The following is a 25,895-nucleotide window of genomic DNA, read 5'->3' on the forward strand; positions in this document are numbered from 1 at the left end:
AAAATCCGGCGTATCCGCCAGGGTTTTGAATAGCGCTTCCCAAACGCCCGCATGAGACCAACGCCGGAACCGCGCATGTACCGCCGTCCATTTGCCAAACATCTCCGGCAAATCTCGCCAACGCGCCGCATTGCCAGCCATCCATAAGATCGCATCAACAAAAAGTCGGTTGTCCACCCCGCTTCGGCCAGGGGTGCCAACACGGCCAGGCAAGTGACCCTCAATGCGGTTCCATTGTTCGTCCGTCAGTGTCCGTCTGCTCAAGGCAAGAACCCTCCTCAAGCCTTGAATCAGAAATCACAAACAAAGGGAATCTATGAATGCAGACACGACCTAGTACATCGCGTGGCGCGGCGGGCTGACGCGCCGGGGCGGCGGCGCGTCGCGCAGCAAGGCGGCGATGCGTGCCGCATCCATCGGCTTGTGGAACAGGTAGCCCTGCGCCTGGGTGCAGCCATAGCTGCGCAGGATTTCCGCCTGCTCGGCGGTTTCCACCCCTTCGGCGGTCACCGCCATGTTCATATTCTCCGCCAGCCCGATGATCGCCAGGATGATCGAGCTGTCGGCCTTCTCGGTCGCGGTTTCACCGGGCCGGCCGGGGCCAGGGTGCGGGTTGCCGAGATCGCGCACGAAGGAGCCGTCGATCTTCAGCTTGCTGAACGGAAAGCGGCGCAGATAGGAGAGTGAGGAATAGCCGGTGCCGAAATCGTCCAGCGCGATGCGCACGCCATGCTCATGCAGCTGGCAGAGCGCCTGCTCGGTCGGGCTACCAACTTCCAGGATCGTGCTTTCCACCACCTCCAGCTCCAGCCGTTCAGGGGGCAGCTCATGTTCGGCCAGCACGTCGAGAATGCTCTGGACGAGGCGCTGCGCCCCGCTGGGCGAGGGGGAGAGATTGACCGCGACACTGATATGGGCCGGCCAGGTGGCGACGGCGGCGCAGGCCTGGCGCAGCACGAAGTCGCCGATTTCCTCGATCAGCCCGAACTCTTCGGCAATCGGGATGAAACGCCCGGGCGGAATTTCGCCTTGCTCGGCATGCTGCCAGCGCACCAGCGCCTCGGCGCTGATGATCTGGCCGCTATTGAGATCCACGATCGGCTGATAGGCGACGCTCAGCTCCTGGCGCGCCAGCGCCTGGCGCAGCGCGATATGCAGCGCCCGCTTGGCGCGGATCATGTCGTCCATGCCCTGGTCGAAGATGCGCACGATGCCCCGCCCGTCGGACTTGGCGCGGTAGAGTGCCAGATCGGCGCTTTTCATCAGCGCGGTCGGGTTGTCGCCGTCGCGCGGGGCATTGGCGATGCCGATGGAGACGCCGATCTGCAGCGCCTGCCCGTCGAAATGGAACGGGCGCATGATCCGCTCGATGATGCGGTTGGCGATCGACTGCGCCTCGTTTTCGTCGCTGGTCATCACCAATATGGCGAATTCATCGCCGCCGAGCCGGGCCGCGATGTCGAAATCCCGGATGCAGCCGCGCAGCCGCTCGGCCACCGCCACCAGCACCGCATCGCCGGTGGCGTGGCCCAGCGAATCATTGATCATCTTGAAGTTATCGAGATCGAGGCAGAGCAGCGCGAAGCCGGAATTGGCGGCATTCTCGCAGCATTGGTGCAACACCTCGGAGAACAGCATGCGGTTGGCGAGCTTGGTCAGGCTGTCATGCCGGGCGAGGAAGGAGATATGCTCCTGCTGGCGGCGCTGGCCGGTAATGTCCGAGCCGACGCCATGATAGCCGCCAAAGCGCCCATGCTTATCCAGAATCGGCTTGCCGGTGAGCGACCAGTAGCGCAGCTCGTTCTCGATCATCACCGGGATCACCAGGTCGCGGAAGGGCGAGCGCTCGGCGATGGCGCGCCGCAGCCGCTCGACCGACGATCCGGGCGGGGCGTCGCGCAAGGCGCCCTCGCCCAGGATCGCCTCGGGGAACGGCCCGGTCAGAGCCTCGGCCGGCCGGCGCGCCACCTGAACCAGGCGGTGGCTCACCTGCTGCAGCTCCATCTGGGCGTTGGTCTCCCAGAGCCAGTCGGAGGCGCTTTCCTCGAAATCGCGCAGCAGCAGGCGGATGACCTCGGTATTCTCCTCCAGCCGGATGGCGCTGATGGCGCGTTCATTCGTGCGGCGATTGAGGAAAAAAATGCAGAAGCCGGTGAGGGCGACGAAGGCCAGCAGATCCACCACCGCGAATATATTGGCGTGGTGAGAGGCGATCATGGTGGCGGTGACGCCGATGGAGACCGGCAGCCAGTAAGCGAAGGCGCAGAGTGCCGGCGAGACCACCACCGGGGTGGCAAGGCAGCCGGTCATGATCGCGTAAAGCAGGCAAAGCTGCCAGGGCCCGGCCTCGCGCACCACCACCAGCAGCAGCGCCGACCAGAAACAGCCCAGCAGGAACAACAGGCGCGCCATCCGGCCGATATAGGCGTCGGCACTCATCTGGGTCGGCTGCTCGCGTTGCAGCCAGGCGCGGGCATTGAACAGAATGGCGATATAGCAAAAGCCCGCGCCGAGGATCGCGGCGCTGCGGCCCACGAGCCAAGGCGCATGCAGGAAATCGAAGAAAATCAGCGCGATGGTGTTGAGCCCCAGCACCGCGATGGCGCTGATCACATAGCTGAAATCCTTGGCCTGATCGAGCATGAGCCGCTCGCGCAGGTCCTCGGGGAGTTGCGTGCCCAGGATATAATTAACAGCCGCCATGCCATTGCGCGCGAACTGTCGAAAAAATGCGGGTGGCAAGAATGTTTTTGGAAAAACTTCGGTCGAGTCGCTCATCTCCGGAAAAACGCTCGCCTTTCATGCGACGCAAAAAACACGAATTGACACGTCGGACGCCCACAACTTTACGTACAGTCTTTTTTTAGAAAACGCTATCTTTAATTGATGGTTTGCAAAGGGCAGAATTTTTACGCCAGAGTAATTTATGGCTGCGCCGCGAGGTTGTAAATTGCCAATCTACCCGGCAATTCCTCACGTTTTCGTGGGTGTTCGCTGTCAGAAATACTAACGTCGCCTGTCCGGAATTTAAGATATCGGGTAGAAAGCGCACTCTGTTCATTCGTCGGGACATCGCATGGTCTGCGTGCAAAAGATGGCGTGCCAAAACGACGTCCAGGAGCGCGCGCGACGCCCCAATCATGCGGCGGCGAGGGGGCGGCACGATGTTGCCAACGAGATTGTGAACGCAGCTCCGCCGCGCGTTAACGGTTTTTTGTCGCCCCTGCGCCCAGCCTCGGGTCAAAGAGAAGGCTGGATGCCAGACTTGCCCCTGACCGACGCCGGATCCCGCCGATGATCGCGGCCCTGCTCACCTTCTTTGCCGGCACAGGCTGTTTCGCGGCTTTCGTCTGGGGGGTGCGGTGGCATTTCGAGTCGGCGGGCGGGATGCGGCGCGGCATGCGGGGCGTCAGCTTGTTGAGCCTGCTGGGGCTGGCGATCTTCTGGTGGCGGCTCTGGGCCTGCCCCTTATTCGCCTGGTCGGTCGCGCTGGGGCTGTTCGCCGCCGCGCTGGCGCTGTTCCGCGCCGCGGTGCGGGCCAGCCGCGGCGCCCGGCTGCATCTGGCATTCGATCCGCAGGCGCCGCATTGCCTGGTGCGGCACGGGCCATATCGCCGCGTCCGCCATCCGTTCTACCTGGCCTATATGCTGTTCTGGCTGGGCACGGCGCTGGCGGCGCGGGGGCTGGCGGGGTGGGTCGTGCCGGTTCTGCTCAGCGCGCTCTATGTCATCGCGGCGCGGCGCGAGGAGCGCCGGTTTGGCGACTCCGCGCTGGCGGACGCCTACGCCGCCTATCGCATGCGCGCCGGCATGTTCTGGCCGCTATGGCGAGGCTGAGCCGCGCGGCGCCCATGCAAAAAGCCCGGCAAGCTGCCGGGCTTTTTGCCGTCTCGAAAAGAACCGAGGGGGATTAGCCCTGGCGCGCCTTCATGCGCGGGTTCTTCTTGTTGATCACGTAAACCCGGCCATGGCGGCGGACAACGCGGCAGTTCTTGTCGCGAAGCTTCGCGGACTTGAGGGAATTGCGGATCTTCATCAGAGGTCTCGGCTAAAAAATTGAAACAAGTTGGGGGCGCCCTATGCCAAGCCAGCGCCGCTCTGTCAACCGCAAGACCGCCGCGCATCGCGGCCGCCGCCGGAGGCTCGACGAAAAATCTGGAAAATGCCGGCTATTCCTGGTTTCATCAAAAGGTCATTCGCCTTCCGGGCGCTCTCCCTGTTGATAGGGGGTTTAAGGGTGGTCCGCCCCGCCCCGAGTCTCAGGAGCTTATGCGCTATGAAGATCAGTTTCGTCGTTCCGGCCTATAATGAGCAAGCCCTGCTGGGCCGCTCGCTGCTGGCGATCCGCGAGGAAATCGCGCGCGCCGGCCTGAAATTGGGCGAGGAGGCGGAGATCATCGTCGTCAACAATGCCAGCACCGACGATACCCGCGCGGTGGCGCTGGCGGTGGAGGGGGTGCGGGTGGTGGACGAGCCGCGCAAGGGGCTGGTGCAGGCGCGCTGGAGCGGGTTCGAGAATTCCACCGGCGAACTGATCGCCAATATCGACGCCGATACCGTGATCCCGGAAGGCTGGCTCGCGGAAGTGCTGCGCCAGTTTGGCCGCTCCGCGGCGCTGGTCGGGCTCTCCGGCCCGTATGTGTATTACGGCGTGCCGCGCAAGGTGAATGTCGTCGTCGCCTGCTATTACCGGCTGGCCTGGCTGGCCTATGTGTTCAATCATTACGTGCTGAATATCGGCGCCATGCTCCAGGGTGGCAATTTCGTGGTCAAGCGCGAGGCGATGCTGAAGCTCGGCAACCCGGATCTGCGCTTCTCCTTCTATGGCGAGGATACCGACATGGCCAACCGCCTCTCCAAGGTCGGCACGGTGAAATTCACCTTCCGCCTGCCGGCGCAATCCTCCGGCCGCCGCCTGGTCGGGGAGGGGGTGTTCACCATCGGGCTGCGCTATACGATGAATTTCTTATGGGCGACCTTCCGCAAGAAGCCCTTCACCGAGGAGTGGCAGGATATCCGCGAGGCCTGAGACGAAAAACGCCCGCAAGGGCGTTTTTTTGGCCCCGGGCGGGTTCAGCGCGGGTTCAGCTCTCCTGAAAGGCCGGGGCGGCGCGTTTCGCCGGCACGGAATCGAGCAGCGGCTGCGGGGCGGCCAGGAAGCGGCGGCAGGTGAGGAACCAGACAGCGAAAAGCAGGTTTTCCAGCCTTGTACGCCGGCGCAGGCGCGGGCAGCGCAAGGCGCTGAGGCGCTGGGCCAGCCCGCCATGCAGCCCGGCGCGCAGCACCGCCAGATCCTGCCGGGCCATCGGCGTCAGCTTCGCCTCCTGCTTGGCCAGCGCATCGGCATGGCGCTGCATCATGGTCATGAACACAACCGGGCCGCGCCGCAGCGCCCCCAGCGCGCGCTGGGGCAGCGGCTGCGCCCGGCCGATCAGATTGCTCTTATGCAGCCGGTAGAGCACTTGCGGGCGCTCATCGAACAGAATCCGCCCGCCACAGGCGGAGACGACGATATAGCTCCACCAATCATGCACCGTGCCGTTCGGTTCGCTGGCGGTGGCGACCAGGGCGGCGGCGGCGGCGTTGAGCACCAGCGTGTTGCCGTTGGCGATATTCTGGGTCAGGCAGGCGGGAAAGCCCGGCGTGCCGGTATGTGAGGCGGAGAGGCTGGCGTTGCGCAGCGATTCATCCACCCGGTATTGGCGGGCGCAATAAAGTGCTGGGACATCCTCCGCCTGGGACAGGATTTCCAGCGCGCACTGCAGCTTCTCGGGCAGCCAGACATCATCCTGGTCGGCAAAGGCCAGCGCCATCGCGCCGAGATTTTCCCGCAGCAAGGTGAGGAAGCTGGAAAACGCCCCGAGATGCGGGCCGGAAGAGGGCGATTCCACACAGCGCTCGGCCCCCACCCGCGCCGCGAAGGCCCGCATGATGGCGACGGTCTCGTCGGTTGAGCCATCATCGCGCCAATGCAGCACCCAATGCTCATGGGTCTGCGAGAGGAAGCTGTTCAGCTGTGCGGGCAGATACGCCGCCCCGTTGAAGGTGGAGAGCAGAATGGCGACACCCGCATTGCGGAACGCGCTCGCCGGAGCATTAACCGAAGCAGGGGTCATGTCTCAAGCTTTCCTTCCATTCCCGCGAATGGGTGACGTGGCGGCGGCGGTCAACGAGAGTCAGACGCTGCGCCTGATTGTTAGTATACGTATTTATGCGCCGGCAACGCAACGCCTCTTTGCATACTCAGCGTGTGTTTCAAAATCGTTTCGATCCTAGCGTGTATTCAGCAGCGCCTCAAGCGGCCGGGGGTGAGGCCTTATGTTGAGTTTGGCAAGCCGTTTCATGGGTTTATCTGGACGCTGACGCGTCCGGATAAACCCATCTCGCTGTACTCATGTTTTGGCGAGCAATTTCATGCGTTTAGGGGGACGCTGCCGCGTCAACCTAAACGCATATTGCTCTAACCCTCCGGCGCCAGCAGGTCCGTGACCACACCGGGCAGGGTGGCGCGCCAGTCCGGCAGTCGGACCCCGAACACGGCCTCCAGCTTGGTGTTATCCAGCCGGGAATCGGGCGGGCGGCGGGTGGGTGTCGGCCAGTCGGCGGTGGCGATGGGCTGCACCTGCGGCGGCTGATAGCCCTGCTTGGCGGCTTCCCCGAAAATCGCGCTGGCGAAGCCGTGCCAGCTGGTCTCGCCATGGCCGGTGGCATGGTAGATGCCGCGATAGGCCGGCTGCCAGCCGGTGGCTTCGATCTTGTCGGCGATCGCCAGAATCGCATCCGCCAGATCGGCGGCGGCGGTCGGGGTGCCGCGCTGGTCGGCGACGACACGCAGCACCGGCATCTTGCGCCCGGCATTGATCATGGTACGGGCGAAATTCTTGCCATGGGCGGAATAGACCCAGGCGGTGCGCAGAATGATCGCCTTGGCGTCGGTGGCGAGGATCGCCTCCTCGCCGTCGCGCTTGGTGGCGCCATATACGCCGGTCGGGCCGGTCGGGTCGGTCTCGACATAGGGTGCGCCCTTGTCGCCATCGAAGACGTAATCGGTGGAGACATGGATGAAGGGGATATCGGCCTTGGCGCAGAGCTGCGCCAGCGCCAGCGGGCCGGTATGGTTGCCGGCGCGGGCCGCCTCCTGGTCGGTCTCGGCCTTGTCCACCGCGGTATAGGCGGCGGCGTTGATGACCAGGCTGGGCCTGGCCGCATCGAACGCCGCCGCGATGGTCGCGGGCTGCTCGAAATCGAATTCAGGCCGCTTCACCGCCATGAACGGGATGCCACGCGCGGCGAGGCGCCTGGCCAGCGCATCGCCCAACTGCCCGGAGGCGCCGGTGACCAGGATCATGCGTAGGTGAACCAGGTGTCGTTGGGATTGAAGGCGGGCGCGACCTTGTCCTTGTCGGAGAGCACGACGCCCTCGGCCGGCACCGGCCAGTCGATCGCCAGGGTCGGGTCATTCCAGATCACCGCGCGCTCGGAGGCTTTGTCGTAATCGCCGGTGACCTTGTAGATCACCTCGGTATTCTCAACCAGCGTGACGAAACCGTGCAGGAAGCCGCCGGGCACCCAGATCTGGGTCCAGTTCTCGGCCGAGATCTCCGCCCCCACCCATTTGCCATAGGTCGGCGAGCCCTGGCGGATATCCACCGCCACATCCCAGATGGCGCCGCGAATGACGCGCACCAGCTTGCCCTGCACGAAGGGCGAAGCCTGGCAATGCAGCCCGCGCAGCGTGCCCTTCTGGGCGGAGAAGCTCTGATTGTCCTGGACGAAATGTTCGTCGAAGCCCTGGGCCTTGAGTTTGGCCGAACTCCAGGTCTCAGAGAAAAAACCCCGATTATCGCCGAATTTCGGCGGGGTGATCAGCTTGACCTCGGGAATGGCGAGCGATTCGATCTTCATCAGTGATGCACCCCGTCGGCGATGTTCAGGAGAATGCGGCCAAGCTCGGTCTTGTGGATCTTCTTGGCCTGCACGCGCAGCTGCTCGGCATTGATGAAGCCCATGCGGAAAGCGACCTCCTCCGGGCTGCCGACCAGATTGCCCTGGCGGTCTTGGATGGTCTGCACGAAGGTGGCGGCCTGCAGCAGGCTGTCGGGCGTGCCGGCATCCAGCCAGGCGGTGCCACGGCCGAGCCGGTCCACCTTCAGCGTGCCTTCCTGCAGGTACATGTTGTTGAGATCGGTGATCTCCAGCTCGCCCCGGGCGGAGGGCTTCACCTTCTTGGCCAGCTCAGTGACGCGGTGATCGTAGAAATACAGCCCCGTCACCGCCCAGTTGGATTCAGGCTGGCTCGGTTTTTCGACGATATTGATCGCCTTGCCATCGGAATCGAAGCTGACGACGCCGTAGCGCTCCGGATCGCGGACCTGATAGGCGAACACCGTCGCCCCTTCCGGCCGGGCGCCGGCGGCGCGCAGCAAGGTGGAGAGATGGTCGCCATGGATGAGGTTGTCGCCCAGCGCCAGGGCGCAGGCCTCGCCATCGATCCATTTTTCGCCGATCAGGAAGGCCTGGGCCAGACCATCGGGGCTCGGCTGCTCGGCATAGGCGATGCGGATGCCAAGATGCGCGCCATCATGGAACAGGCGCTGGAATTGCGGCAGGTCCTGCGGGGTGGAGATGATCAGCACCTCCTGGATGCCCGCCAGCATCAGCGTGCAGAGCGGGTAATAGATCATCGGCTTGTCGAACACCGGCAGCAGCTGCTTGGAGCTGGCCTGGGTGATCGGATGCAGCCGCGTGCCGGAGCCGCCGGCGAGGATGATGCCCTTTTTGATCATGGGAAATGCCTAATGAGAGAGGAAAAGGGCAGGATCAGGCGGCGGCGCCGAGGCGCTTGCCGGAATATTTTTTGGCGCGGATGCCTTCCCACCAGGGGCGGTTATCCAGATACCAGCCGATGGTGGCTTCCAACCCGCGCTCGAAATCATGCGCGGCTTTCCAGTTCAGCGCCGTCTCGGCGCTGCTCGGGTCGATCTCGTAGCGGTTATCATGGCCGGGGCGGTCGGTGACATAGGTGATCAGCCGCTCGCGCGCCCCGTTCGGGCTCGGCAGCTTCTTGTCCAGCACCGCGCAGATCGCCTTCACCACGTCGAGATTCTTGCGCGGCTGGCGCGCGCCGATGCAGTAGGTCTCGCCCGGCGTGCCGGTGGTGACGACCTTCAGCAGCGCCTCGGCATGGTCATCCACGAACAGCCAGTCGCGGGTGTTCAAGCCAGCGCCGTATACCGGCAGCGGCTTCTCCTCGATGGCGTTCAGCGTGACCAGCGGGATCAGCTTCTCCGGGAACTGCCATTTGCCGTAATTATTGGTGGTGTTGGAGACGATCACCGGCAGGCCGTAAGTGTGCATCCAGGCGCGGGCCAGATGGTCCGAAGCGGCCTTGGAGGAGGAATAGGGGCTGCGCGGGTCGTAAGGGGTGTGCTCGTTGAAGGGCGGGTCGTTATCTTCCAGCGCGCCGAACACCTCGTCGGTGGAGATGTGATGGAAGCGGAAGCGCTCCTTCTTCTCGCCGGAAAGTGTGGCGAAATATTCACGCGCCGCTTCCAGCATCACGAAGGTGCCAGTGACATTGGTCTCCACGAAGGCGGCCGGGCCGTCGATGGAGCGGTCCACATGGCTCTCGGCGGCCAGATGCATCACCGCGTCCGGCTGGTGCGCGGCGAAGGCGGCGCGGATGCCGGCGGCGTCGCAGATATCCTGTCTCAGCAGCAGATGATTCGGATTGCTTCCCGCATCCTCCAGCGCATCTTCCGAGGCGGCGTAGGTCATCTTGTCGATATTGACGATCTCGTGCCCTTCCTGGCGGATCGCCCGGCGCACGACGGCGGAGCCGATGAAGCCACAACCGCCGGTCAACAGGATTTTCATACGCACTCCAATCGTTTCATGATCAACCGCAAGCAGTACAATCAGACCTTCTTGCGTCTGGCAACAGGCGCCGCCGGTTTCTTTTTCGCACGTGCGAACTGCCCGGCGAGCTGGGTGCGATAAGCCGCCTGCGCCGCCAGCACGCCCGGCGGCAGCTGCAGCCGGGCTGCCGCCAGCGCATGCAGCCGCTCGATTTCCGCCAGATGCGCGGCATGATCCAGCCTCGCGGTGACGCTGCTTTGGTGCCGGCGGTGGGTATTCAACGGCGTGGCGATGAAGGCGACGCGCCCGGCCTGGCCGGCCAGCAGCTCCAGATAGAGCCGCCAATCCCCGGCCAGGGTCCAGCCTTCCAGATCCGGCACCGCCTCCAGCGCCCGCAACAGCGCCTCACGCCGCCACAAAACCGCGCTGACATTGGGAATGAAGTTACGCAAGCTTAAGAATTTCGCCGCGAATTCTCCAGCTTTCCAGCTGCCCGATGCCGCCAGCCCGCGCTCGCCGGACTGGAAATAATAGCCCTGATAGCTGGACATGGTTTCCTGCCCGGCTTCATCCACGGCGCGGCTGTCGGTGAAGGCCAGCAGCGTGTCCTCATCGCGCGCCAGCGCCTCGGCCAGCTGCGCCAGGAAGCTTGGATGCGCGGCATCATCCGCCTCGCAGAGCCAGACATAATCGCCTTGCGCCGCCTGCGCCGCCTTGCGCCATTGCGCGAAGACCGAGCCGGAATTGGCTTCATTGGCGATCACCCGCATCTCCCGCCCGGCCGCCGTGGCGCAGTCGCGCGCCACCGCCAGGCTGTCATCGCGCGAGGCATCGTCCAGCAGCAGGATCTCCTGCACCGGGTAGGTCTGTTCGAAGATGCTGGTGAGACGCTCGGGCAGATGCCGGGCGTAATTATAGTTCAGCACCACGGCGCTGATGCGCTTGAGCCCCGGCGCGGCCAGGGCGAGCAGCCTGTCCACATAGGCCGGAAAATCGAACCGGCGCGCCGCCATTTGCGCCAGGCGCGGGCGCAGCGCGGCCAGCGCCTTATGGTCGAGCAGGCCCTCCAGCCCGGCCTGATAATCCTCCAGATCCCCGGCCGCGGCGACATAACCAGCCGCCTCCGCGCGCAGCAGCTCCGGAATGCCGCCGCTCTCATCGAAGGCGACACAGGGCACCCCGCAGGCCAGCGCCTCCATCACCACCGTCGGCAGCGGGTCCTCGCGCGAGGTCAGCGCCAGCACGTCGGCGGCGGCGAAATAGCCGGCCACCTTGTCGGTGAAGGGGATATGGGTGAAGCGGCCTTGCGCCTGCAGCGCCGCCATCTCGGGTTCGAGATAGGTCTTCAGCTTGAACTCGATATCGCCGACCCAGATGAAGCGGACATCCGCGCGCTTTGCCGCCAGCCTGCGGGCCAGCTGCAGGAACAGATCGAAGCCTTTGCGGATATGCGCGAAGCCGGCCCCCAGGATCAGGAAATCCCGCGCGCCCAGCCCCAGTGCGGCGCGCATCTCGGCGCGGGCCTGCGGGTCGGGGCGCAGGCTCTGGTAATTGCCTTGCGCCAGCACCGCCTCGTTGGTGCCATCCAGCCCGATCGCGGCGCGGACTTTATCCGCGACGAAGGTGGAGGAGAACACCAGATGCGCCGCCGCCGCGCCGCCGAGCCGCGCCTGGATTTCCAGATTATATTCCTTCAGCAGCTGCGGCAGTTCGTGGATCAGCAGCACGCTCTCGATATTGCGGGCCGCCGCCCAGGGCACCACCCGCGCCGCGGCGGCGGAATTGACGATGGCATGGCGCAGCCCCAAGCGCCGATACTGGTCCAGATGATGGCCGATAATGGTCTTGTCATAGGCGACCGTCACCTCCGCCACCTCGTAATAGCGCGCCAGCAGCGGGCCGACGCCCAGCAGCAGCAGATGCACCTTCAGCCCCCATTGGCGCTTCAGCTGGCCGGCGATGTGCAGCAGCAGCAATTGCGCGCCATGCGCCTGCGCATCATGCCCGACCAGCAGGATGCCGGCGGCAAGGTCGCCCGCCTCGCGCTCGACGATGGCGCGCGCCGTGGCGTTCAGAAAGGCCGCGCCGGCATGGATGTCCGGCTCCAGAAACGCGCCCTCTGCCCACTCATTCCAGGCATTCACGCAGATCAGCTTTTCGCCGTAGAAAGAATGATCGGCGGCGTAGGAGATCAGCTTCTCCAGCCAGTCCTGGTACAGAGCCGGGGTGGCGTTATGCAGCGCCAGCCCTTTGCCCTCGCGGCGCGGGTCATTATCCCAGCCGGGCACGATGGTCTTGATCAGCGGATAATCCGGCACCGGCAGCGCCAGCGAGGTGCGGGCCAGATCCGCGTAATCATGCACGGTGGCGATGAAATCCGGATCCAGCAGGTCGAGTTTTTCATTGATCCGGGCGGTGGCCTGGCTGAGCTTGTGCGGCGGAAACTCCACCGCCCCGTCCAGCCCGTACGGTGTGGGGTCGTAATCATCGCCCAGGCTCTGGGCCATGATCAGCAGCGGGCGCTCGCCGTGATGGGCCTCGAAAAGCCGGCGCCAACGGCGGATGCGCGCCACCGCATCCGGGATCAGATTGGCGCGGTAGATCATCAAAAGCGGCCGGCCCTCGATGCGGATATGGCGCGGATCGGCGAAGAGCCGCGCGAAGCTCGCCACCAGCGCCTCGTCATCCTCCTCCAGATATTCCTGCGCGATCAGCACCTCGCGCTCCATCCCGTCCCAGCGCCGGGTCCAGTTCTCGTTCGCCCACATCGCGCAGAAGGAAAAATCCAGCGACGGGTCTGAGAGAAACTGCTCCAGCGGCTTTTCCAGCAGCCGGTGGCGGTTGAACCAGTAATAATAGAACACGAAGCCCGACAGCCCGGCGGCCTTGGCCATCTCCACCTGGCGCTTCAGCGTCGCCGGGTCATCCAGCGAATAATGGCCGAGATCGCGCGGCACGCGCGGCTGCACATGGCCGACGAAACGCGGCATGGCGCGGCCGAGATTGGTCCAGTCGGTAAAGCCCTTACCCCACCAGCTGTCATTCTCCGCCACACGGTGGAATTGCGGCAGGTAGAAGGCCAGCAGCCTGGCTTTGCGCGCGGCATGGGCGGGGGCCGGGCTGAATTCCTCGAAAAACGGGGCAGGGCGGGTGGCGCGGCGGATGGCGGCGGGGATCAGCCCTTCCTGCTCCGGGCGCCGGGGCAGGAAAATGCCGCTTTCCTGGTTGGCCAGATAATGCAGCAGCGGGTTCTGCCCTTGCAGATATTTCCCATAGCGGCCGAGATAGAATTTGATGTCGAATTCCGGTGAGGGGTCGCGCTCCTCCGCCACGCCGAAGGCCAGGAAATGCTCGAACGGGTCGGCCCCGCCTTCCGCCACGTCGCGATTCTGGTCGAGATACCAGGCGCCGTCGAAGACCGGCAGCGGGTTGACCTGGCCCAGCGTGCGCCGGCGCAGGAAATGGTTGAGGCAGGAGGTCTCCAGCGTCAGCTCATAGGTGCGGCGATACCAGGCGGTGAAGAAATAGGGGCAGGGGTCGCGCCCCTCGGCCTCGCCGGCGGAGATGTAATGCAGCAGCGGGTTGCCGCCATTCGCGGCGACATCCGGGTAGCGCTCCAGATACCAGTGCGGATGAAAATACGGGTTGGGCCGCGCCCCGGCGCGCCAGCCTTGCGTGCAGAAATGCGCCAACCCATCGCCGCCCTGCGCCGCCACCTCGGGATGCGCCGCCAGATACCAGTCGGACAGGAACAGGCCACTCTGGCGGATGATGTCGATTTCAACCTGCGATGGTGCGTCCACGGTCTGCCCTCTGTCTGCGGCATATCATGCCCGGGGGGCAAAATCCTGTCGATGCCCGGGCCGGCCAGGGGTCAGCTATTCTCCCCGGCCAGCCAGCGCAACACCTCTGCTGGCGGGGCGGGGGTGCGGAAGAGATAGCCCTGCACCAGATCGCAGCCGATCTGCTTGAGCAGCGCATGGTCCTGCGGCGTTTCCACCCCTTCCGCCACCACCCGCAGCCCCAGCGTGCGGCCAAGCTGCAGGATGGAGGTGACCAGCACCTGGTTGTCGCGCGAGCTGGCGATATCCTTCACGAAGGAGCGGTCGATCTTGATCTTGTTCACATAAGGCTGGCGCAGCGTTGCCAGGGTGGAATAGCCGACACCGAAATCATCGATGCTGATCTGCACCCCCGCCTCCGCCAGCCGCAGCAGCTTGGTTTGCACAGAGGCGAGGTCCAGCAGGGATTCCTCGGTGATCTCGACCTCCAGCATGGCGGCCGGGCAGGTCATCCGGGCCAGTTCCGCCAGCAGGATCTCGTCCACCGGCAGCCGGGCGATCTCGCGCGGGGAAATATTCATCGCCACCCGCACATGGGCGAGGCCACGCGCGCGCAGCGCCGCGATCATCTGGCAGACATCATCGAGCACGAAGCGCAGCAGCTGCTCGGCCAGCCCGGTCTTGGCGGCGACGGCGATCAGCTCGTCCGGCGCGATGAAGCCGTGCTGGGGATGCTGCCAGCGCAGCAGCCCCTCGAAGCCGACCAGCGTGTAGCCATCCGCCCGGAATACCGGCTGATACCAGACCTCGGCCCATTTCTCGCTCAAGGCCCGGCGCAGATCTCGCTCAATGTCGCGGCGCATCGCCAGGCGTTGGCGCAGCCGCTCATCGAAGGCCTGCAGCTGGTTGCGCCCCTTCGCCTTGGCCGCGCGCAGCGCCTCGTCAGCGCCGGAGAGCAGGGCGGTGACGCTTTCCTCCCGGCCGGCATGGAACCCGACGCAGGCGCCGAGCAGGCCCGCATCGAAGCTGAAAAAGGGCGGCGCCAGCGCCTCGATCAATTCCCGGCCGAGCTGCTCGGGGGGCGGGGTGGTCGAGCAGATGGGGTAGAACAGCGCGAACTCATCGCCACCCATGCGGCCGAGGATGCAATCCGGCCCCAGCGGCAGCGCCAGCCGGCGCGCGGCTTCCACCAGCACCCGGTCGCCGGCATGGTGGCCGAAGGCCTCATTGATCGGCTTGAACCCGTCCAGATCGATGAACATCAGGCAGCACGGGCCGTCAGCCTCGCCCAGCGCGGCCTCCGCCTGGCGCATGAAGCCCGGCCGGTTGAGCAGGCCGGTCAGATCGTCATGGGTGGCGCGGTAGCTCATCTGCTCGGCCACCACCATCGAGGCGCTGTTGGTCTCCTCCATCGAGCTGGCCAGCTGGACCGCCTGGTTTTTCAGGAAGCTGGTCTCCTGGAACTCCGCCTGTGCCCGGCGGGCAGAGCGCAGCAGCGCCGCCAGATAGAGCAGCACCGTCGCGGCCAGGCAGGCCGAGCCGAAATTATCCAGCCAGATCAGGCAGGCGGAGACCGAGAGCAGCGGCGGTACGACGAAGCAGATCGGCACCCGCGCATAAGGGCCGCCATGGGTGACGGCGCCCGCGGTGATGCCGCAGGTGATGGTGAGATAAAACACTGTTTGCGGATTGGTGCAGTAATCGCTGAGCACCGGCAGGGTGGCCCAGACCAGGCCAGACAGCAGCGCGGTGAGGCTCAGCCAGCGAAAGCTGCTCCGGCGCACCGGCAGCGGCGGCGCGGTGTCGGGCAACCAGCTCTGCACGAAGCGGATGATGTTGATTGCCAGCGCGGCGATGAACCAGACCAGCCCGGCGCGGCCATGCGCATAATAGACCGCCATAAGTAACGCGACGGCGGAGACGCCGCTATTGATCGGCATGATCTCCATGATGTTGCGGCGGATGGACACCAGCTGGTCGCGCAAAATCAATTGATCGAGCACTGAATCGTCACCGGTCGCGGGGGTGTTAGGCGATCTATACATCAGCCTGAGTTAAAATCTTTCAGTATAAGCGATTTGAGGATTTTTGTTAGTTAGAATGAAAATGAGCCGGCCTGTCAATGAAGAGCGCTACGCCCTTTAGCGCCTGTCAGGTCGCTGGACTCCGCGTCAGATTTTTTTGGTTCGACACCGAGGATGTCGGTGTCAGCGCTGGCGGGAACGTAAAAAAAGCGCCCGGAGGCGCCTTTTTTTTCGTTTTGGGTCTTATGCCGCGTCGTCGCTGCGGCGCTCGGCTTTCTTGCGGTCATGCGGGTTGAGGTAGCGCTTGCGGATGCGCACCGCCGACGGCGTCACTTCCACCAGCTCATCGTCCTGAATGTAGGCGATCGCCTGTTCCAGGCTCATGCGGCGCGGCGGGGTGAGCAGCAGCGCCTCATCCTTGCCAGCGGCGCGGATGTTGGTGAGCTTCTTTTCCTTGATCGGGTTCACGTCCAGATCATTCTCGCGCGAATGCTCGCCGAGGATCATGCCGACATAAACCTTGTCGCCCGGGTTCACGAACAGCACGCCGCGATCCTGCAAGGAGAACAGCGAATACTGCACGGCCTCGCCATCCTCGGAGGAGATCAGCGCGCCATTGCGGCGGCCTTCGATCTTGCCTTTCCAGGGGCCGTAGCCGGCGAACAGGCGGTTCATCACGCCGGTGCCGCGCGTGTCGGTCAGGAACTCGCCATGATAGCCGATCAGGCCGCGCGACGGGATCTTGAAGGTCAAACGCTGCTTGTCGCCGCCGGAGGGGCGCAGGTCGGTCATCTCACCCTTGCGGCGGGACATCTTCTCGACCACCGCGCCGGAATAGGGCTCATCGACGTCGATCAGCACTTCCTCATACGGCTCCTCGCGCTCGCCGGTCTCCTCGTTGATGCGGGTCAGCACGCGCGGGCGGCCGATGGTCAGCTCGAAGCCTTCGCGGCGCATGGTCTCGATCAGCACGCCCAGCTGAAGCTCGCCACGGCCGGAAACCTCGAACGCGTCGGTCTCGGTGGAGATGGCGACCTGAATGGCGACATTGCCTTCGGTCTCGGCCATCAACCGGTCACGGATCTGGCGGGAGGTGACCTTCTTGCCCTCGCGGCCACCCAGCGGGCCGTCATTGATGCGGAAGGTCATGGACAAAGTCGGCGGGTCGATCGGGGTGGCGGGCAGCGGGGCCGAAACCTCAGGCGCGCAGATCGTGTACGGGATGGTGGTGTCGGAGAGACCCGCAACGGCGACGATGTCACCCGCGCCAACCTCATCCACCGGCACGCGCTCCAGCCCACGGAAGGAGAGCAGCTTGGTCAGACGGCCGGTCTCGACCACCTTGCCGTCCAGATCCAGCACCTTCACCGGCATGTTGATGGAGGCCTTGCCCTGCTCGACGCGCCCGGTCAGCACGCGGCCGAGGAAGGTGTCGGATTCCAGAATGGTGGCGACCATCGCGAACGGCGCCTCGGTGTCCAGCGCCGGGGCCGGGACGTGGCTCAGGATCAGGTCGAAGAGCGGCGTCAGGCTCTCGCGCGGGTCGTTCAGATCCTTCACCGCCCAGCCCTGACGGCCGGAGGCGAACAGCATCGGGAAGTCCAGCTGCTCCTCATTCGCGTCCAAAGAGGCGAACAGGTCGAACATCTCGTTATGCACATCGTCCGGGCGGGCATCGCCACGGTCGATCTTGTTGACGACGACGATCGGCTTCAGGCCGCGCTTCAGAGCCTTGCCGAGCACGAACTTGGTCTGCGGCAGCACGCCCTCGGCGGCGTCCACCAGGATCACGGCGCCATCCACCATGGACAGGATGCGCTCCACCTCGCCGCCGAAATCGGCGTGGCCAGGGGTGTCGACGATGTTGATGCGCACATCGTTCCAGACCACCGAGGCAACCTTGGCCAGAATGGTGATGCCGCGCTCTTTTTCGAGGTCGTTGCGGTCGAGCGCGCGCTCGGCCACGGCCTGGTGGGCGGCGAAGGCGCCGGACTGCTTCAGCAGCTGGTCGGTAAGGGTGGTCTTGCCATGGTCAACGTGTGCGATGATGGCAATATTGCGAATTTTCGGCGCGGACATCGAGACTACCTTCGAAATGAGCAAACCGGCCGGGCCGGGGCGCGTGATGTCGCCTCGGTCTGGCCGGGATGCTCGGACTGATTTGTGCCCCGCATAGCGATATTGCGCCGCAAAAGCGAGGGCTAAAACGTCCCGCCTGCAACATGGGCGCCTTGCGGCAGGCCGGAGGCCCGGAAAAAGGAGCAAAAGTTTTTAAGGGTTTGGGAACTTTTTTCAAAAAGTTCCCAAGAACGTTGGGGTGGTGGCAACGTCGCTGCCGCCACCCCGAAGGTTTTCGCCGCCTTTTTTGAAAAAAAGCAGCACCCAAAAAACTTTATAAGTTTTTCAGAGCCTTGTCCCTTTAGTTGGTCACCATCGGCTTCTGGTTCGGCGCGGTGGGGGCCATCTGCGGGTTGGCCGTGGTCGGCGCGGTCACCGCGTTCTGCGGCGCCTGGCCGTTGATCAGCTGATGCGACGCGCCATCGGTCTGCGGCACGGAGGGCGCGTTGGCGTCGCTCGGCTGCGAGCTGGTCGGGGTCTGCACCGCATGCTGCGCGCCCTGATTATAATTGAAATTCTGGCTTTCATCGCGGTTGGGCACCAGCGTGTTGCTGGAGGCCCCGCCCGGCGCCATCCCGGCCTGCGGGCTCATCTGGCCGTGATGCTTATGGGCCGCGTGCATGGCGGCATCCGTGGCGCTCATCGCACCCTGCGTGTCATGCGCGCGCAGCGCCTTGCGGGCCTGTTCGATGGAATGGACCGCCGGGGACTGATCCGGCGACATGTCGCTTCCCTGATCGACCGAGCGGGTCAGCAGCAGCGTCTCGGCATGGGACAGATCGGTCTGCGCGCGGGCATAATCGTGATGCTCCATGGCCATCTTGGCGGATTTCAGCGAGGCCTCGGGGCCACCATGAGGCGGCTTCATCTTGCCGTCTTCATCGTGTTTCCAGTGATGCTTCATCTTGTGCTGCGGCATGGGCGCCGGGGCGGTCTTGCCCGGGGCGGCGCCGGGTGGGGTTTCCATCGGCGCGTTGATGGCGCCTTGCGGGGCCGGGGCGGCGTTGCCCGGCGCCATGGTGGTGGTGCCAGAATTCGGCGCCGTCTTGCCGGCCGCGGCGCCATTCGGCACCTCGTTCGGGGCGTTGGTCGCGCCCTGCGGCGTGGTCTGGGCGCAGGCGATGCCGGCGGTCATCAACAAAGCGGCGGATGCCATCCAAAGGGAACGCATATGGCTCTCTCCTCACGTTGGGAAAATGGGTTTGACCCTTTCGGGCCGTCCTCAAACAAGCTGGGGCCAGGGCCGCGGATACCAAGCCGAAAGGGCTGGAGGTGTTATTAAAGCCTCGTCATAAGCCGTTGTTTCGGCTAGAGACGGCAAAGGGGCGATGCCACCGCGACCCGTTGGCCAAGGACGAGATGTGACACGCTGGCTGCTGATATCTGCCGCCTTCCTGGCCGCTGCGCCCGCCTTCGCGGAGGTGCCGGATGGCGCTTCCTGCGCAGCCGCCGGGCGGGCGGTGGAGCTGGCGGATACGCTGCCGACCAATCTGCTGCTCTCCATCGGTCTGGTGGAAAGCGGACGGTCCGACCCGTTGAGCGGCCGTTCCGCGCCCTGGCCCTGGACGGTGAATGCCGACGGCACCGGGCGTTACTTTGCCAATAAGCAGGATGCCGAGGCCTTCGTGCGCCTGGCCCAGGCCTCGGGCGCGCGGGATATCGATGTCGGCTGCTTCCAGGTCAGCCTGACCTACCACCCCACCGCCTTCGCTTCGTTGGACGATGCCTTCGACCCCGCGAAGAACGCCGCCTATGCCGGGCTCTACCTCACCCAGCTGAAGGCGCGCACCGGCTCCTGGAACGCCGCCATCGCGGATTATCACTCGGCCTTGCCGGATCTCGGGCTGCCTTATCAGCGCCTGGTGCTGGCGGCCTGGAAGCGTGTGGGGGATCTGCCGCCGGATCTGGGTGCGGCTATAAATGCCGCCGCGATCGACGCGCCGGACCCTGTCGCGATCATCCAGACCGCGGCGGCCAAACGCATCCATGTCTATTCCATGAACAGCCCGGATAACGCCAGCTGGCGCCCCGGCCTGCCGCGGGTGATCGACGATCCGTAACGTTTGCGCGGCGCTGGTGATTGAAAATGCGCCGCTGCGGCTCTAGAGCAGGCGGTACCATGAACGATACTCCCACCTCTCCCCAGCCGAGCTGGCCCTTCCGTGAAGCCGAACGCATCGCCGAGCGGCTGAAACAGAAAGGCAAGAGCGAGGCGCTGTTCGAGACCGGCTACGGCCCGTCCGGCCTGCCGCATATCGGCACGTTCGGCGAGGTGGCGCGCACCAGCTGGGTGCGCAAGGCGTTTACCGACCTCACCGGTCTGCCCTCGCGCCTGCTCGCCTTCTCGGACGATATGGATGGCTTGCGCAAGGTGCCGGAGAATGTGCCGAACAAGGAGATGCTGCGCGCGCATCTCGGCAAGCCGCTGACCCGCATCCCCGACCCGTTCGGCAAGTTCGACAGTTTCGGCGCCCATAACAACAATATGCTGCAGGAATTCCTGCGCGCTTTCGGGTTTGAATTCGAGTTCGCCTCCGCCTCCGATTATTACGCCTCCGGCCGCTTCGACGACGCGCTGCTGCATGTGCTGCGCCATCATCAGCAGATCGTCGACATCATCCTGCCCACTTTGGGGAAGGAGCGTCAGGCCACCTATTCGCCGATCCTGCCGATCCATCCGCGTACCGGCGTGGTGATGCAGGTGCCCATCGACCAGGTGGATGCCGCGCACGGCACCGTGTTCTGGACCGACCCGGAGAGCGGCATCAAATTCGAGACCTCCGTGCTTGGCGGCAATGCCAAGCTGCAATGGAAGGCCGACTGGGCGATGCGCTGGTACGCGCTGGACGTGGATTACGAGATGTCCGGCAAGGATCTGATCGACAGCGTCAAGCTCTCCTCCGCCATCTGCCGGGCTTTGGGCAAGGAGCCGCCGCTGAACCTGACCTATGAGCTGTTCCTGGATGAGAAGGGGCAGAAAATCTCGAAATCCAAGGGCAATGGCCTCTCCATCGAGCAATGGCTGACCTACGCGCCGAAGGAGAGCCTGGCGCAGTTCATGTATCACGCCCCGCAGCGCGCCAAGAAGCTGTTCTTCGACGTGATCCCGCGCTCGACCGATGATTACATCGCCGCCGTGCAGGCGCTGCCGGAGTCGCAGGACAAGCACAACAACCCGGCCTGGCACATCCATGGCGGGGTGCTCCCCAACCATGCCGGGGCGCCGTTCAGCTTCACCATGCTGCTCAACCTCGCCTCGGTGAGCAATGCCGACAGTGCCGAGATGCTCTGGGGCTTCATCCGCGCCTACATGCCGGAGGTGAATGCCGAGAGCTATCCGTTCCTGGCCGAGCTGGTGCATTACGCCGTTGCCTATAACCGCGATTTCGTCGCCCCGCAGCGCCGCTACCGCGCCCCCAGCGCGGCCGAGCGCGCGGCGCTGGAGGACCTGAAGACCCGTCTGGCCGCGGGCCGGCAGGCCGAGTATCCCGGCGAGAGCGAGGCGGAGCGGCTGCAGAATCTGGTCTATGCCGTCGGCAAGGAGCAGGAGTTCAAGCCGCTGAAGGCCTGGTTTGACTGCCTGTATCAGGTGCTGCTCGGCACCCAGGAAGGGCCGCGCTTTGGCGGGTTCATCGCGCTTTACAGCGTCGAGCGGACCATCCGGCTGATCGAAACAGCACTCGCCCGCGAGGCGGAAGCGGCCTGAGCCCTTGCGCCGGCTGCTGAGATTTCTGCCGCCGGTTCTAGGGCTCGTCCTGCTCGGCGCCATCGGCTTCGGGCTGCATGGCGTGCTGCGCAAGGTGGGGGTGGGGGCGGTGTTGGCCGCCTTTGCCGCCACGCCCTGGCCGGATATCACCCGGGCGCTGGGGCTGCTTGGCGTCTCGTTCTGTATCATGGCCGCCTATGACCTGCCCGGCGTGGCTTTCGCCCGCCGTGCCGGGGCGTGCGGGAGGCTGGCGCTGCGCCATGTCGGGCTGGCCTCCTTCTGCGCCTATGCGCTGAGCCATATGCTGGGCGCCACCGCGCTCACCGCCGCCGCCATCCGTCTGCGCTTTTATGCCCATTGGGAGATGCCGCCGGCGGCGCTGGCGCGCATCGTCGCGGTGTCGGCCAGCAATTTCTCGCTGGGTGTGCTCAGCCTGCTGGGGGGGCTGCTGCTCTGGGACCCGCATGCCGTGCCGCTGCCGGGGCATCTGGCCGGGCTGCTGGCGCGCCTGCTCGGGCTGGCCTTGCTGGCGCTGCCGGTGGCTTATGTGGTTGGTTCACGCGGGCGCGAGGCGGTGACGATTTTCGGCAAGCGCATCGCGCTGCCGGGCGGGCGCATCGCGCTGGCGCAGATCATCCTCTCTTGTGTCGATATCGCCTGCGCCTGCGCCATACTGGACATGGTGCTGCCGGCCGCCCCTGGCCTATCCTACGCGCGCGTGCTCAGCCTTTATGTCGGCGCCTTCGTGGCCGGCTCGGCCTCGGGCCTGCCGGGCGGGGTGGGGGTGTTCGATTCGGTGCTGCTGCTGGGGTTCTCGGCCTTTCTGCCGGCGGCGGATGCGCTCGGCGCCATCCTGCTGTTCCGGGTGCTGTATTTCCTGGCCCCCGCCAGCCTCGCCGGGCTGTGCTATGCCGTGCATGAGCTATGGGTTTATGTCGCGGGGCGGCGGGCGAAACATCGCTCCTAGAGCGATATGTGTTTAGCGCCTCAAGCTAGGAGCTTGAGGCGCTAAGAGCCAGGTGCCGGTCAGCCGGTCCGCTCCGCGCGGGCCGCCGCCCAGACCTCACCGGCCGCATCCAGATTCATCGCCCCGATCGCGATCCCCGCGATCAGATCCGGCCAGAGACTATGCCAGAGATAGGCGCTGACCGCCCCGGCCAGGATGATCGCGGCATTGGCCAGCACATCATTGCGGGCGGAGAGAAAGGCGGCGCGGGCGATGCTGCCGCCGCTATGGCGGTGCCGGGCCAGAACCAGCGCCGCCGTCGCATTCACCGCCATCGCCGCCAGCCCGGTGAGGGAAAGCCAGGCCGGATTGGGGACGCTGGGATGCCAGAATTTCGCGACGGCCTGCGCCAGCGTGGCGAGGCTGGGCAGCAGGATCAGCCCCGCCATCACCATGCCTGCCCGTGCCCGCGCCGCCATCCCCCAGCGCAACGCCAGCACCAGCAGCAGATTGACCCCGCAATCCTCAAGAAAATCCACGCTGTCGGCAAACAGCGCGACCGAGCCGATCGCCCGGGCCACGCCGAATTCAACAAAGAAGAAGCCGAGATTGAGCAGCAGCGCCACCAGGGCGGCATTGCGCAGGTCGTTTTGCTTCATCATTCCCCCAAACAAAAACGGCGCCCGAAGGCGCCGTGGCTTTGTGACCAGGTGACCAGCCGGTCAGGCGATCAGCGGCGCAGATTGAGGCGCGCGATCAGATCCTGGTAGCGCTTGACGTTCTTGCGCTTCAGATAATCCAGCAGCGAACGGCGCTGGCCGACCAGAACCAGCAGACCGCGGCGGGAATGGTAATCCTTCGCGTGGGTCTTCAGATGCTCGGTCAGGTTGGTGATGCGCTCGGAGAGCAGGGCCACCTGGACTTCCGGGGAGCCGGTGTCATTGGCGGCGGTGGCGTATTCGGCGATCAGCGCGGTGCGGCGCTCAGGAGTGATCGACATCGTGATATCCTCTTGAAAAGAAGTTAGAACAAGCGCTCCGGCTGCAGCCACCCGTCACCGAGTCGGGCCATCGCCTTCACGCGTCCCGCCGCCGTCACCCGCACCAGCCCGTTATCGGGATTGGCGGCCTCCGGAATGCGCCCCATCAGGTCCACCAGGCTGATCGCCTGGCCCTGGGAGAGGGCGAAAAACTCTGCTTGGTTCAGGGCCAGGGCCGGGATGTCGTCCAGCGCGGTCTCGAGCGGCAGCAAAGTTTCAGCAAGAGTGGCGGGGTTCTGCGCCGGATCGAGGAAAAAGTCCAGAGGAACCGCCATGCGCTCCAGGAACGGCCCCACGCGCAGCCGGCGCAGCACCGCGATATGCCCCACCGAGCCGCAGGCCCGCGCCAGATCCCGCGCCAGGGCGCGCATATAGACGCCCTTGCCGGACTGCACCTCGAACTGCGCATGGTCCGCATCCGGCCGGCCGATCAGCTCGAAACGATCCACCTGGGCGGGGCGGGGCGGCAGCTCCGGCGGGCGGCCATCGCGGGAGAGGTCATAAGCGCGCTCGCCCTCCACCTTGATCGCGGAGAAGATCGGCGGCACCTGCATGATGGTGCCGATGAACGCGGGAAGGGCGGCGCGGATCTCGTCGTCGCTCGGGCGATGGGCGGAGGTCTCGATCACCTGGCCCTCGGCATCGTCAGTATCCCGCGCCTCGCCGAATTTCAGCGTGAAATGATAGATTTTGGTACTGTCCATCACATAAGGGACAGTCTTGGTCGCCGCCCCGAAGGCCAGCGGCAGGATGCCGGTGGCCAGCGGGTCCAGCGTGCCGCCATGCCCGGCTTTCTGCGCGTCCATCGCCCGCTTCACCTTGTTCAGCGCCTGGGTGCTGGTGATGCCTTGCGGTTTGTCGAGAATGATCCAGCCGTCGAGTTTCCGGCCTTTTTTCTGGCGCGCCATCGTGTCCTGTGAAAATCCAAAATGAAGCGGCGCTGATAGAGCGCCGCGCGACTCACCGCAACCGCATGGCTGGGCTGCGGGGCGGGAAAATGAATCTGCCGTAACCCATTCCCGATATTAATCTCCCGGCAACGAAGTCCTGCAAAAAACTTCTGAGTCTTGAGGAGATGTGCCATGCAGGATGTTTCGCCCGCCCGTGTGAAGTTGCCGGCCTTTTTGGAAAGCCAGTCCGGGTTTTACAGCAACAGCCTGATCCCGGCGCCCCCGCGGCGGACGGTGAAGCGCGAGGCCTTCATCGGCTTTGTCCGGGACGAACCGAGTGCCGCCGTGCTGCACAGCGCCCTGGCCGGGCACATCCCCAACAGCAATCAGGTGCATCTGGCGGATTTCAACCAGGCCCTCACCATCCTCGCCGGCATTGTCACGCCCGAGATCGTGCTGGTCGATCTCTCCGGCGAGGACCAGCCGATGAACGCCTTGATGAATCTCGCGGATGTGGTCGATCCCGGCACCATCGTGCTGGCGGTGGGCGAGGTGCAGAATGTGAATTTCTACCGCACCGTCGTGCGCACGATGGGGGTGAGCGAATATCTCGCCAAGCCGCTGAACGAGGAGGTGGTGACGCGCTATTTCCTGCCGTTGATCGATAAGCGCAACGGCGCGGTGAGCCAGCCGCGCGGCGGCGAGATGATCGCGCTGTGCGCGGCCCGCGGCGGGGTGGGGTGCAGCACGGTGGCGGCCAATCTCGGCTGGTACATGTCCGAGATCCTGCGCCGGCACACGGTGCTGATGGATGGCGATGTCAATTGCGGCACGTTGGCGTTGAATTTGGATATTCCGGCCAGTCGCGGCCTGGCGGCGGTGCTGGAATCGCCGGAACGGTTGGACCAGCTGCTGGTCGAACGCTGCGTGTTCCGCGCCGGGGACCGGCTGGACGTGATCGCCGGCCAGGAAGCCCTGGATTGGGCGGCGCCGCCCACGCCGGAGGCGGTGGCGCAGCTGCTGGAGGCGATTCGCCCGCGCTATAACTATATGGTGGCGGATATCGGTGCCCGGCTCTCGCCCTTGTCGCGGGCCTTGCTGTTCAATGCCCAGCGCCGCGTTATCGTGCTGGACCCGACGGAGATTTCGCTGCGCCACGCCCAGGCCTGGATGAGTCTGCCCGGCGGCTCCGCGCAGGCCCCCCGCCCGCTGCTGCTGCTCAACAAGGCCGGCATGCCAGGCGGGTTGCCGGTGGCATATATCGAGGACCGGCTGAGTCAGAACCTGTCCGTGGTGATCCCGGACCTGCCGCGCGAGGTGGGGGGCAGGACCACCGCCGGCACGCTGGCGGCGCGGCCGCGCGGGCCGTATCGCGCCGGCATCGCGGCGCTGGCGAAGGCGCTGGAGATCGCTCTGCCCTCCACCCTCGCTCCGGCACAGGCGGCCTGAGAGCGCTTGCCGCCGGGCGGGCTGAAAGGCGCCGGCGGCATTAGGCTTTCGCGGCGAAATCCTGTATAAAACCGGCTCCCATC

General features: G+C 65.1%; 21 protein-coding genes. 6 read left to right on the plus strand and 15 right to left on the minus strand.

The genetic code is table 11. The features are described from left to right. Window positions 1-264 (minus strand): IS5 family transposase (locus T331_RS0113275; protein ID WP_026440419.1); only part of this gene is annotated, 264 nt, incomplete at its 3' end. A 69-nt stretch (window positions 265-333) separates the two neighbouring features. Beyond that, complete coding sequence (locus T331_RS18380) at window positions 334-2,703, minus strand: putative bifunctional diguanylate cyclase/phosphodiesterase (RefSeq protein WP_051622373.1); 2,370 nt, start codon at window positions 2,701-2,703, stop codon at window positions 334-336. 591 nt (window positions 2,704-3,294) lie between these two features. Here T331_RS18380 and T331_RS0113285 point away from each other — a divergent pair. Then, entirely contained in the window at window positions 3,295-3,837 is a 543-nt protein-coding gene (locus tag T331_RS0113285; RefSeq protein ID WP_008492156.1) for a methyltransferase family protein, read from the plus strand. Window positions 3,838-3,910: 73 nt separating this feature from the next. Here the strand turns inward: T331_RS0113285 and ykgO are convergent, their stop codons facing one another. Next, on the minus strand, window positions 3,911-4,036 hold the full coding sequence (ykgO, locus tag T331_RS0113290) for a type B 50S ribosomal protein L36 (protein WP_008492157.1): 126 nt from the start codon (window positions 4,034-4,036) through the stop codon (window positions 3,911-3,913). A gap of 240 nt (window positions 4,037-4,276) precedes the next feature. On the opposite strand from ykgO, the gene T331_RS0113295 reads away from it, so the two are divergent. Next, window positions 4,277-5,029 carry a glycosyltransferase family 2 protein gene (locus T331_RS0113295; protein ID WP_008492158.1) on the plus strand — a complete coding sequence of 251 codons (753 nt, stop codon included), beginning with the start codon at window positions 4,277-4,279 and terminating at the stop codon, window positions 5,027-5,029. Window positions 5,030-5,084: 55 nt separating this feature from the next. Here T331_RS0113295 and T331_RS0113300 read toward each other — a convergent pair whose 3' ends face one another. The 9 genes from T331_RS0113300 to T331_RS19240 form a co-directional block, all read right to left on the minus strand. Beyond that, window positions 5,085-6,116, minus strand: coding sequence for a glycosyltransferase (locus T331_RS0113300; protein ID WP_026440372.1), 1,032 nt, complete (start codon window positions 6,114-6,116; stop codon window positions 5,085-5,087). Window positions 6,117-6,460: 344 nt separating this feature from the next. Beyond that, the gene (gene rfbD / locus T331_RS0113305; protein ID WP_026440373.1) at window positions 6,461-7,348 is read right to left on the minus strand and encodes a dTDP-4-dehydrorhamnose reductase; all 888 of its coding nucleotides are present in this window, start codon (window positions 7,346-7,348) and stop codon (window positions 6,461-6,463) included. After that, a complete protein-coding gene (gene rfbC, locus T331_RS0113310) occupies window positions 7,345-7,905 on the minus strand; it encodes a dTDP-4-dehydrorhamnose 3,5-epimerase (protein WP_026440374.1) in 561 nt (186 codons plus the stop codon). The genes rfbD and rfbC overlap by 4 nt, the downstream gene beginning before the upstream one ends. Further along, the gene (rfbA, locus tag T331_RS0113315; RefSeq protein ID WP_026440375.1) at window positions 7,905-8,786 is read right to left on the minus strand and encodes a glucose-1-phosphate thymidylyltransferase RfbA; all 882 of its coding nucleotides are present in this window, start codon (window positions 8,784-8,786) and stop codon (window positions 7,905-7,907) included. The genes rfbC and rfbA overlap by 1 nt, the downstream gene beginning before the upstream one ends. Window positions 8,787-8,820: 34 nt before the next feature. Then, window positions 8,821-9,876, minus strand: a complete 1,056-nt coding sequence (gene rfbB, locus T331_RS0113320) for a dTDP-glucose 4,6-dehydratase (protein WP_026440376.1) — start codon at window positions 9,874-9,876, stop codon at window positions 8,821-8,823. A gap of 41 nt (window positions 9,877-9,917) precedes the next feature. Beyond that, window positions 9,918-13,661: a glycoside hydrolase family 99-like domain-containing protein gene (locus T331_RS0113325; RefSeq protein WP_026440377.1), complete on the minus strand. Its 3,744-nt coding sequence runs from the start codon at window positions 13,659-13,661 to the stop codon at window positions 9,918-9,920. A 71-nt stretch (window positions 13,662-13,732) separates the two neighbouring features. Further along, window positions 13,733-15,685 carry a putative bifunctional diguanylate cyclase/phosphodiesterase gene (locus T331_RS0113330; RefSeq protein ID WP_026440378.1) on the minus strand — a complete coding sequence of 651 codons (1,953 nt, stop codon included), beginning with the start codon at window positions 15,683-15,685 and terminating at the stop codon, window positions 13,733-13,735. A gap of 222 nt (window positions 15,686-15,907) precedes the next feature. Then, window positions 15,908-17,743 (minus strand): translational GTPase TypA, encoded by a 1,836-nt coding sequence (gene typA / locus T331_RS0113335; protein WP_008492166.1) that lies wholly within the window; start codon window positions 17,741-17,743, stop codon window positions 15,908-15,910. Between the two features lie 340 nt (window positions 17,744-18,083). Continuing rightward, window positions 18,084-18,953, minus strand: coding sequence for a hypothetical protein (locus T331_RS19240; RefSeq protein ID WP_155992718.1), 870 nt, complete (start codon window positions 18,951-18,953; stop codon window positions 18,084-18,086). A gap of 190 nt (window positions 18,954-19,143) precedes the next feature. Between T331_RS19240 and T331_RS18390 the strand changes: the two genes are divergently transcribed. Genes T331_RS18390 through T331_RS0113355 form a run of 3 tightly spaced genes read left to right on the plus strand, consistent with a single transcriptional unit; the run spans window position 19,144 to window position 22,455 of the window. After that, complete coding sequence (locus T331_RS18390) at window positions 19,144-19,842, plus strand: lysozyme family protein (protein WP_051622374.1); 699 nt, start codon at window positions 19,144-19,146, stop codon at window positions 19,840-19,842. Window positions 19,843-19,901: 59 nt separating this feature from the next. Then, a complete protein-coding gene (locus T331_RS0113350) occupies window positions 19,902-21,488 on the plus strand; it encodes a lysine--tRNA ligase (protein ID WP_026440380.1) in 1,587 nt (528 codons plus the stop codon). A gap of 4 nt (window positions 21,489-21,492) precedes the next feature. Beyond that, the gene (locus T331_RS0113355) at window positions 21,493-22,455 is read left to right on the plus strand and encodes a putative bifunctional lysylphosphatidylglycerol flippase/synthetase (RefSeq protein WP_026440381.1); all 963 of its coding nucleotides are present in this window, start codon (window positions 21,493-21,495) and stop codon (window positions 22,453-22,455) included. 59 nt (window positions 22,456-22,514) lie between these two features. On the opposite strand, the gene T331_RS0113360 is transcribed toward T331_RS0113355, so the two are convergent. The 3 genes from T331_RS0113360 to truB all read right to left on the minus strand — a co-directional run bounded on the left by T331_RS0113360 (window position 22,515) and on the right by truB (window position 24,381). Beyond that, window positions 22,515-23,093 carry a cation transporter gene (locus T331_RS0113360; RefSeq protein WP_026440382.1) on the minus strand — a complete coding sequence of 193 codons (579 nt, stop codon included), beginning with the start codon at window positions 23,091-23,093 and terminating at the stop codon, window positions 22,515-22,517. 71 nt (window positions 23,094-23,164) lie between these two features. Then, complete coding sequence (gene rpsO, locus T331_RS0113365; RefSeq protein ID WP_026440383.1) at window positions 23,165-23,434, minus strand: 30S ribosomal protein S15; 270 nt, start codon at window positions 23,432-23,434, stop codon at window positions 23,165-23,167. 23 nt (window positions 23,435-23,457) lie between these two features. Beyond that, the gene (truB, locus tag T331_RS0113370; protein WP_026440384.1) at window positions 23,458-24,381 is read right to left on the minus strand and encodes a tRNA pseudouridine(55) synthase TruB; all 924 of its coding nucleotides are present in this window, start codon (window positions 24,379-24,381) and stop codon (window positions 23,458-23,460) included. 174 nt (window positions 24,382-24,555) lie between these two features. Between truB and T331_RS18395 the strand changes: the two genes are divergently transcribed. Further along, on the plus strand, window positions 24,556-25,812 hold the full coding sequence (locus T331_RS18395; RefSeq protein WP_051622375.1) for an AAA family ATPase: 1,257 nt from the start codon (window positions 24,556-24,558) through the stop codon (window positions 25,810-25,812). Window positions 25,813-25,895: the final 83 nt, after the last annotated feature.

This window comes from Acidocella facilis ATCC 35904 (genome assembly GCF_000687875.1).
GTDB lineage: Bacteria > Pseudomonadota > Alphaproteobacteria > Acetobacterales > Acetobacteraceae > Acidocella > Acidocella facilis.

Bases quoted from the DNA above. Each gene is read 5' to 3' on its own strand.
- rfbC (WP_026440374.1), bottom strand. From the start codon at position 7,905: ATGAAGATCGAATCGCTCGCCATTCCCGAGGTCAAGCTGATCACCCCG.
- T331_RS19240 (WP_155992718.1), bottom strand. From the start codon at position 18,953: ATGCGTTCCCTTTGGATGGCATCCGCCGCTTTGTTGATGACCGCCGGC.
- T331_RS18380 (WP_051622373.1), bottom strand. From the start codon at position 2,703: ATGGCGGCTGTTAATTATATCCTGGGCACGCAACTCCCCGAGGACCTG.
- T331_RS0113300 (WP_026440372.1), bottom strand. From the start codon at position 6,116: ATGACCCCTGCTTCGGTTAATGCTCCGGCGAGCGCGTTCCGCAATGCG.
- rfbA (WP_026440375.1), bottom strand. From the start codon at position 8,786: ATGATCAAAAAGGGCATCATCCTCGCCGGCGGCTCCGGCACGCGGCTG.
- truB (WP_026440384.1), bottom strand. From the start codon at position 24,381: ATGGCGCGCCAGAAAAAAGGCCGGAAACTCGACGGCTGGATCATTCTC.
- typA (WP_008492166.1), bottom strand. From the start codon at position 17,743: ATGTCCGCGCCGAAAATTCGCAATATTGCCATCATCGCACACGTTGAC.
- T331_RS0113360 (WP_026440382.1), bottom strand. From the start codon at position 23,093: ATGAAGCAAAACGACCTGCGCAATGCCGCCCTGGTGGCGCTGCTGCTC.
- ykgO (WP_008492157.1), bottom strand. From the start codon at position 4,036: ATGAAGATCCGCAATTCCCTCAAGTCCGCGAAGCTTCGCGACAAGAAC.
- T331_RS0113350 (WP_026440380.1), top strand. From the start codon at position 19,902: ATGAACGATACTCCCACCTCTCCCCAGCCGAGCTGGCCCTTCCGTGAA.
- T331_RS18395 (WP_051622375.1), top strand. From the start codon at position 24,556: ATGCAGGATGTTTCGCCCGCCCGTGTGAAGTTGCCGGCCTTTTTGGAA.
- T331_RS0113295 (WP_008492158.1), top strand. From the start codon at position 4,277: ATGAAGATCAGTTTCGTCGTTCCGGCCTATAATGAGCAAGCCCTGCTG.
- T331_RS0113285 (WP_008492156.1), top strand. From the start codon at position 3,295: ATGATCGCGGCCCTGCTCACCTTCTTTGCCGGCACAGGCTGTTTCGCG.
- rpsO (WP_026440383.1), bottom strand. From the start codon at position 23,434: ATGTCGATCACTCCTGAGCGCCGCACCGCGCTGATCGCCGAATACGCC.
- rfbD (WP_026440373.1), bottom strand. From the start codon at position 7,348: ATGATCCTGGTCACCGGCGCCTCCGGGCAGTTGGGCGATGCGCTGGCC.
- rfbB (WP_026440376.1), bottom strand. From the start codon at position 9,876: ATGAAAATCCTGTTGACCGGCGGTTGTGGCTTCATCGGCTCCGCCGTC.
- T331_RS0113330 (WP_026440378.1), bottom strand. From the start codon at position 15,685: ATGTATAGATCGCCTAACACCCCCGCGACCGGTGACGATTCAGTGCTC.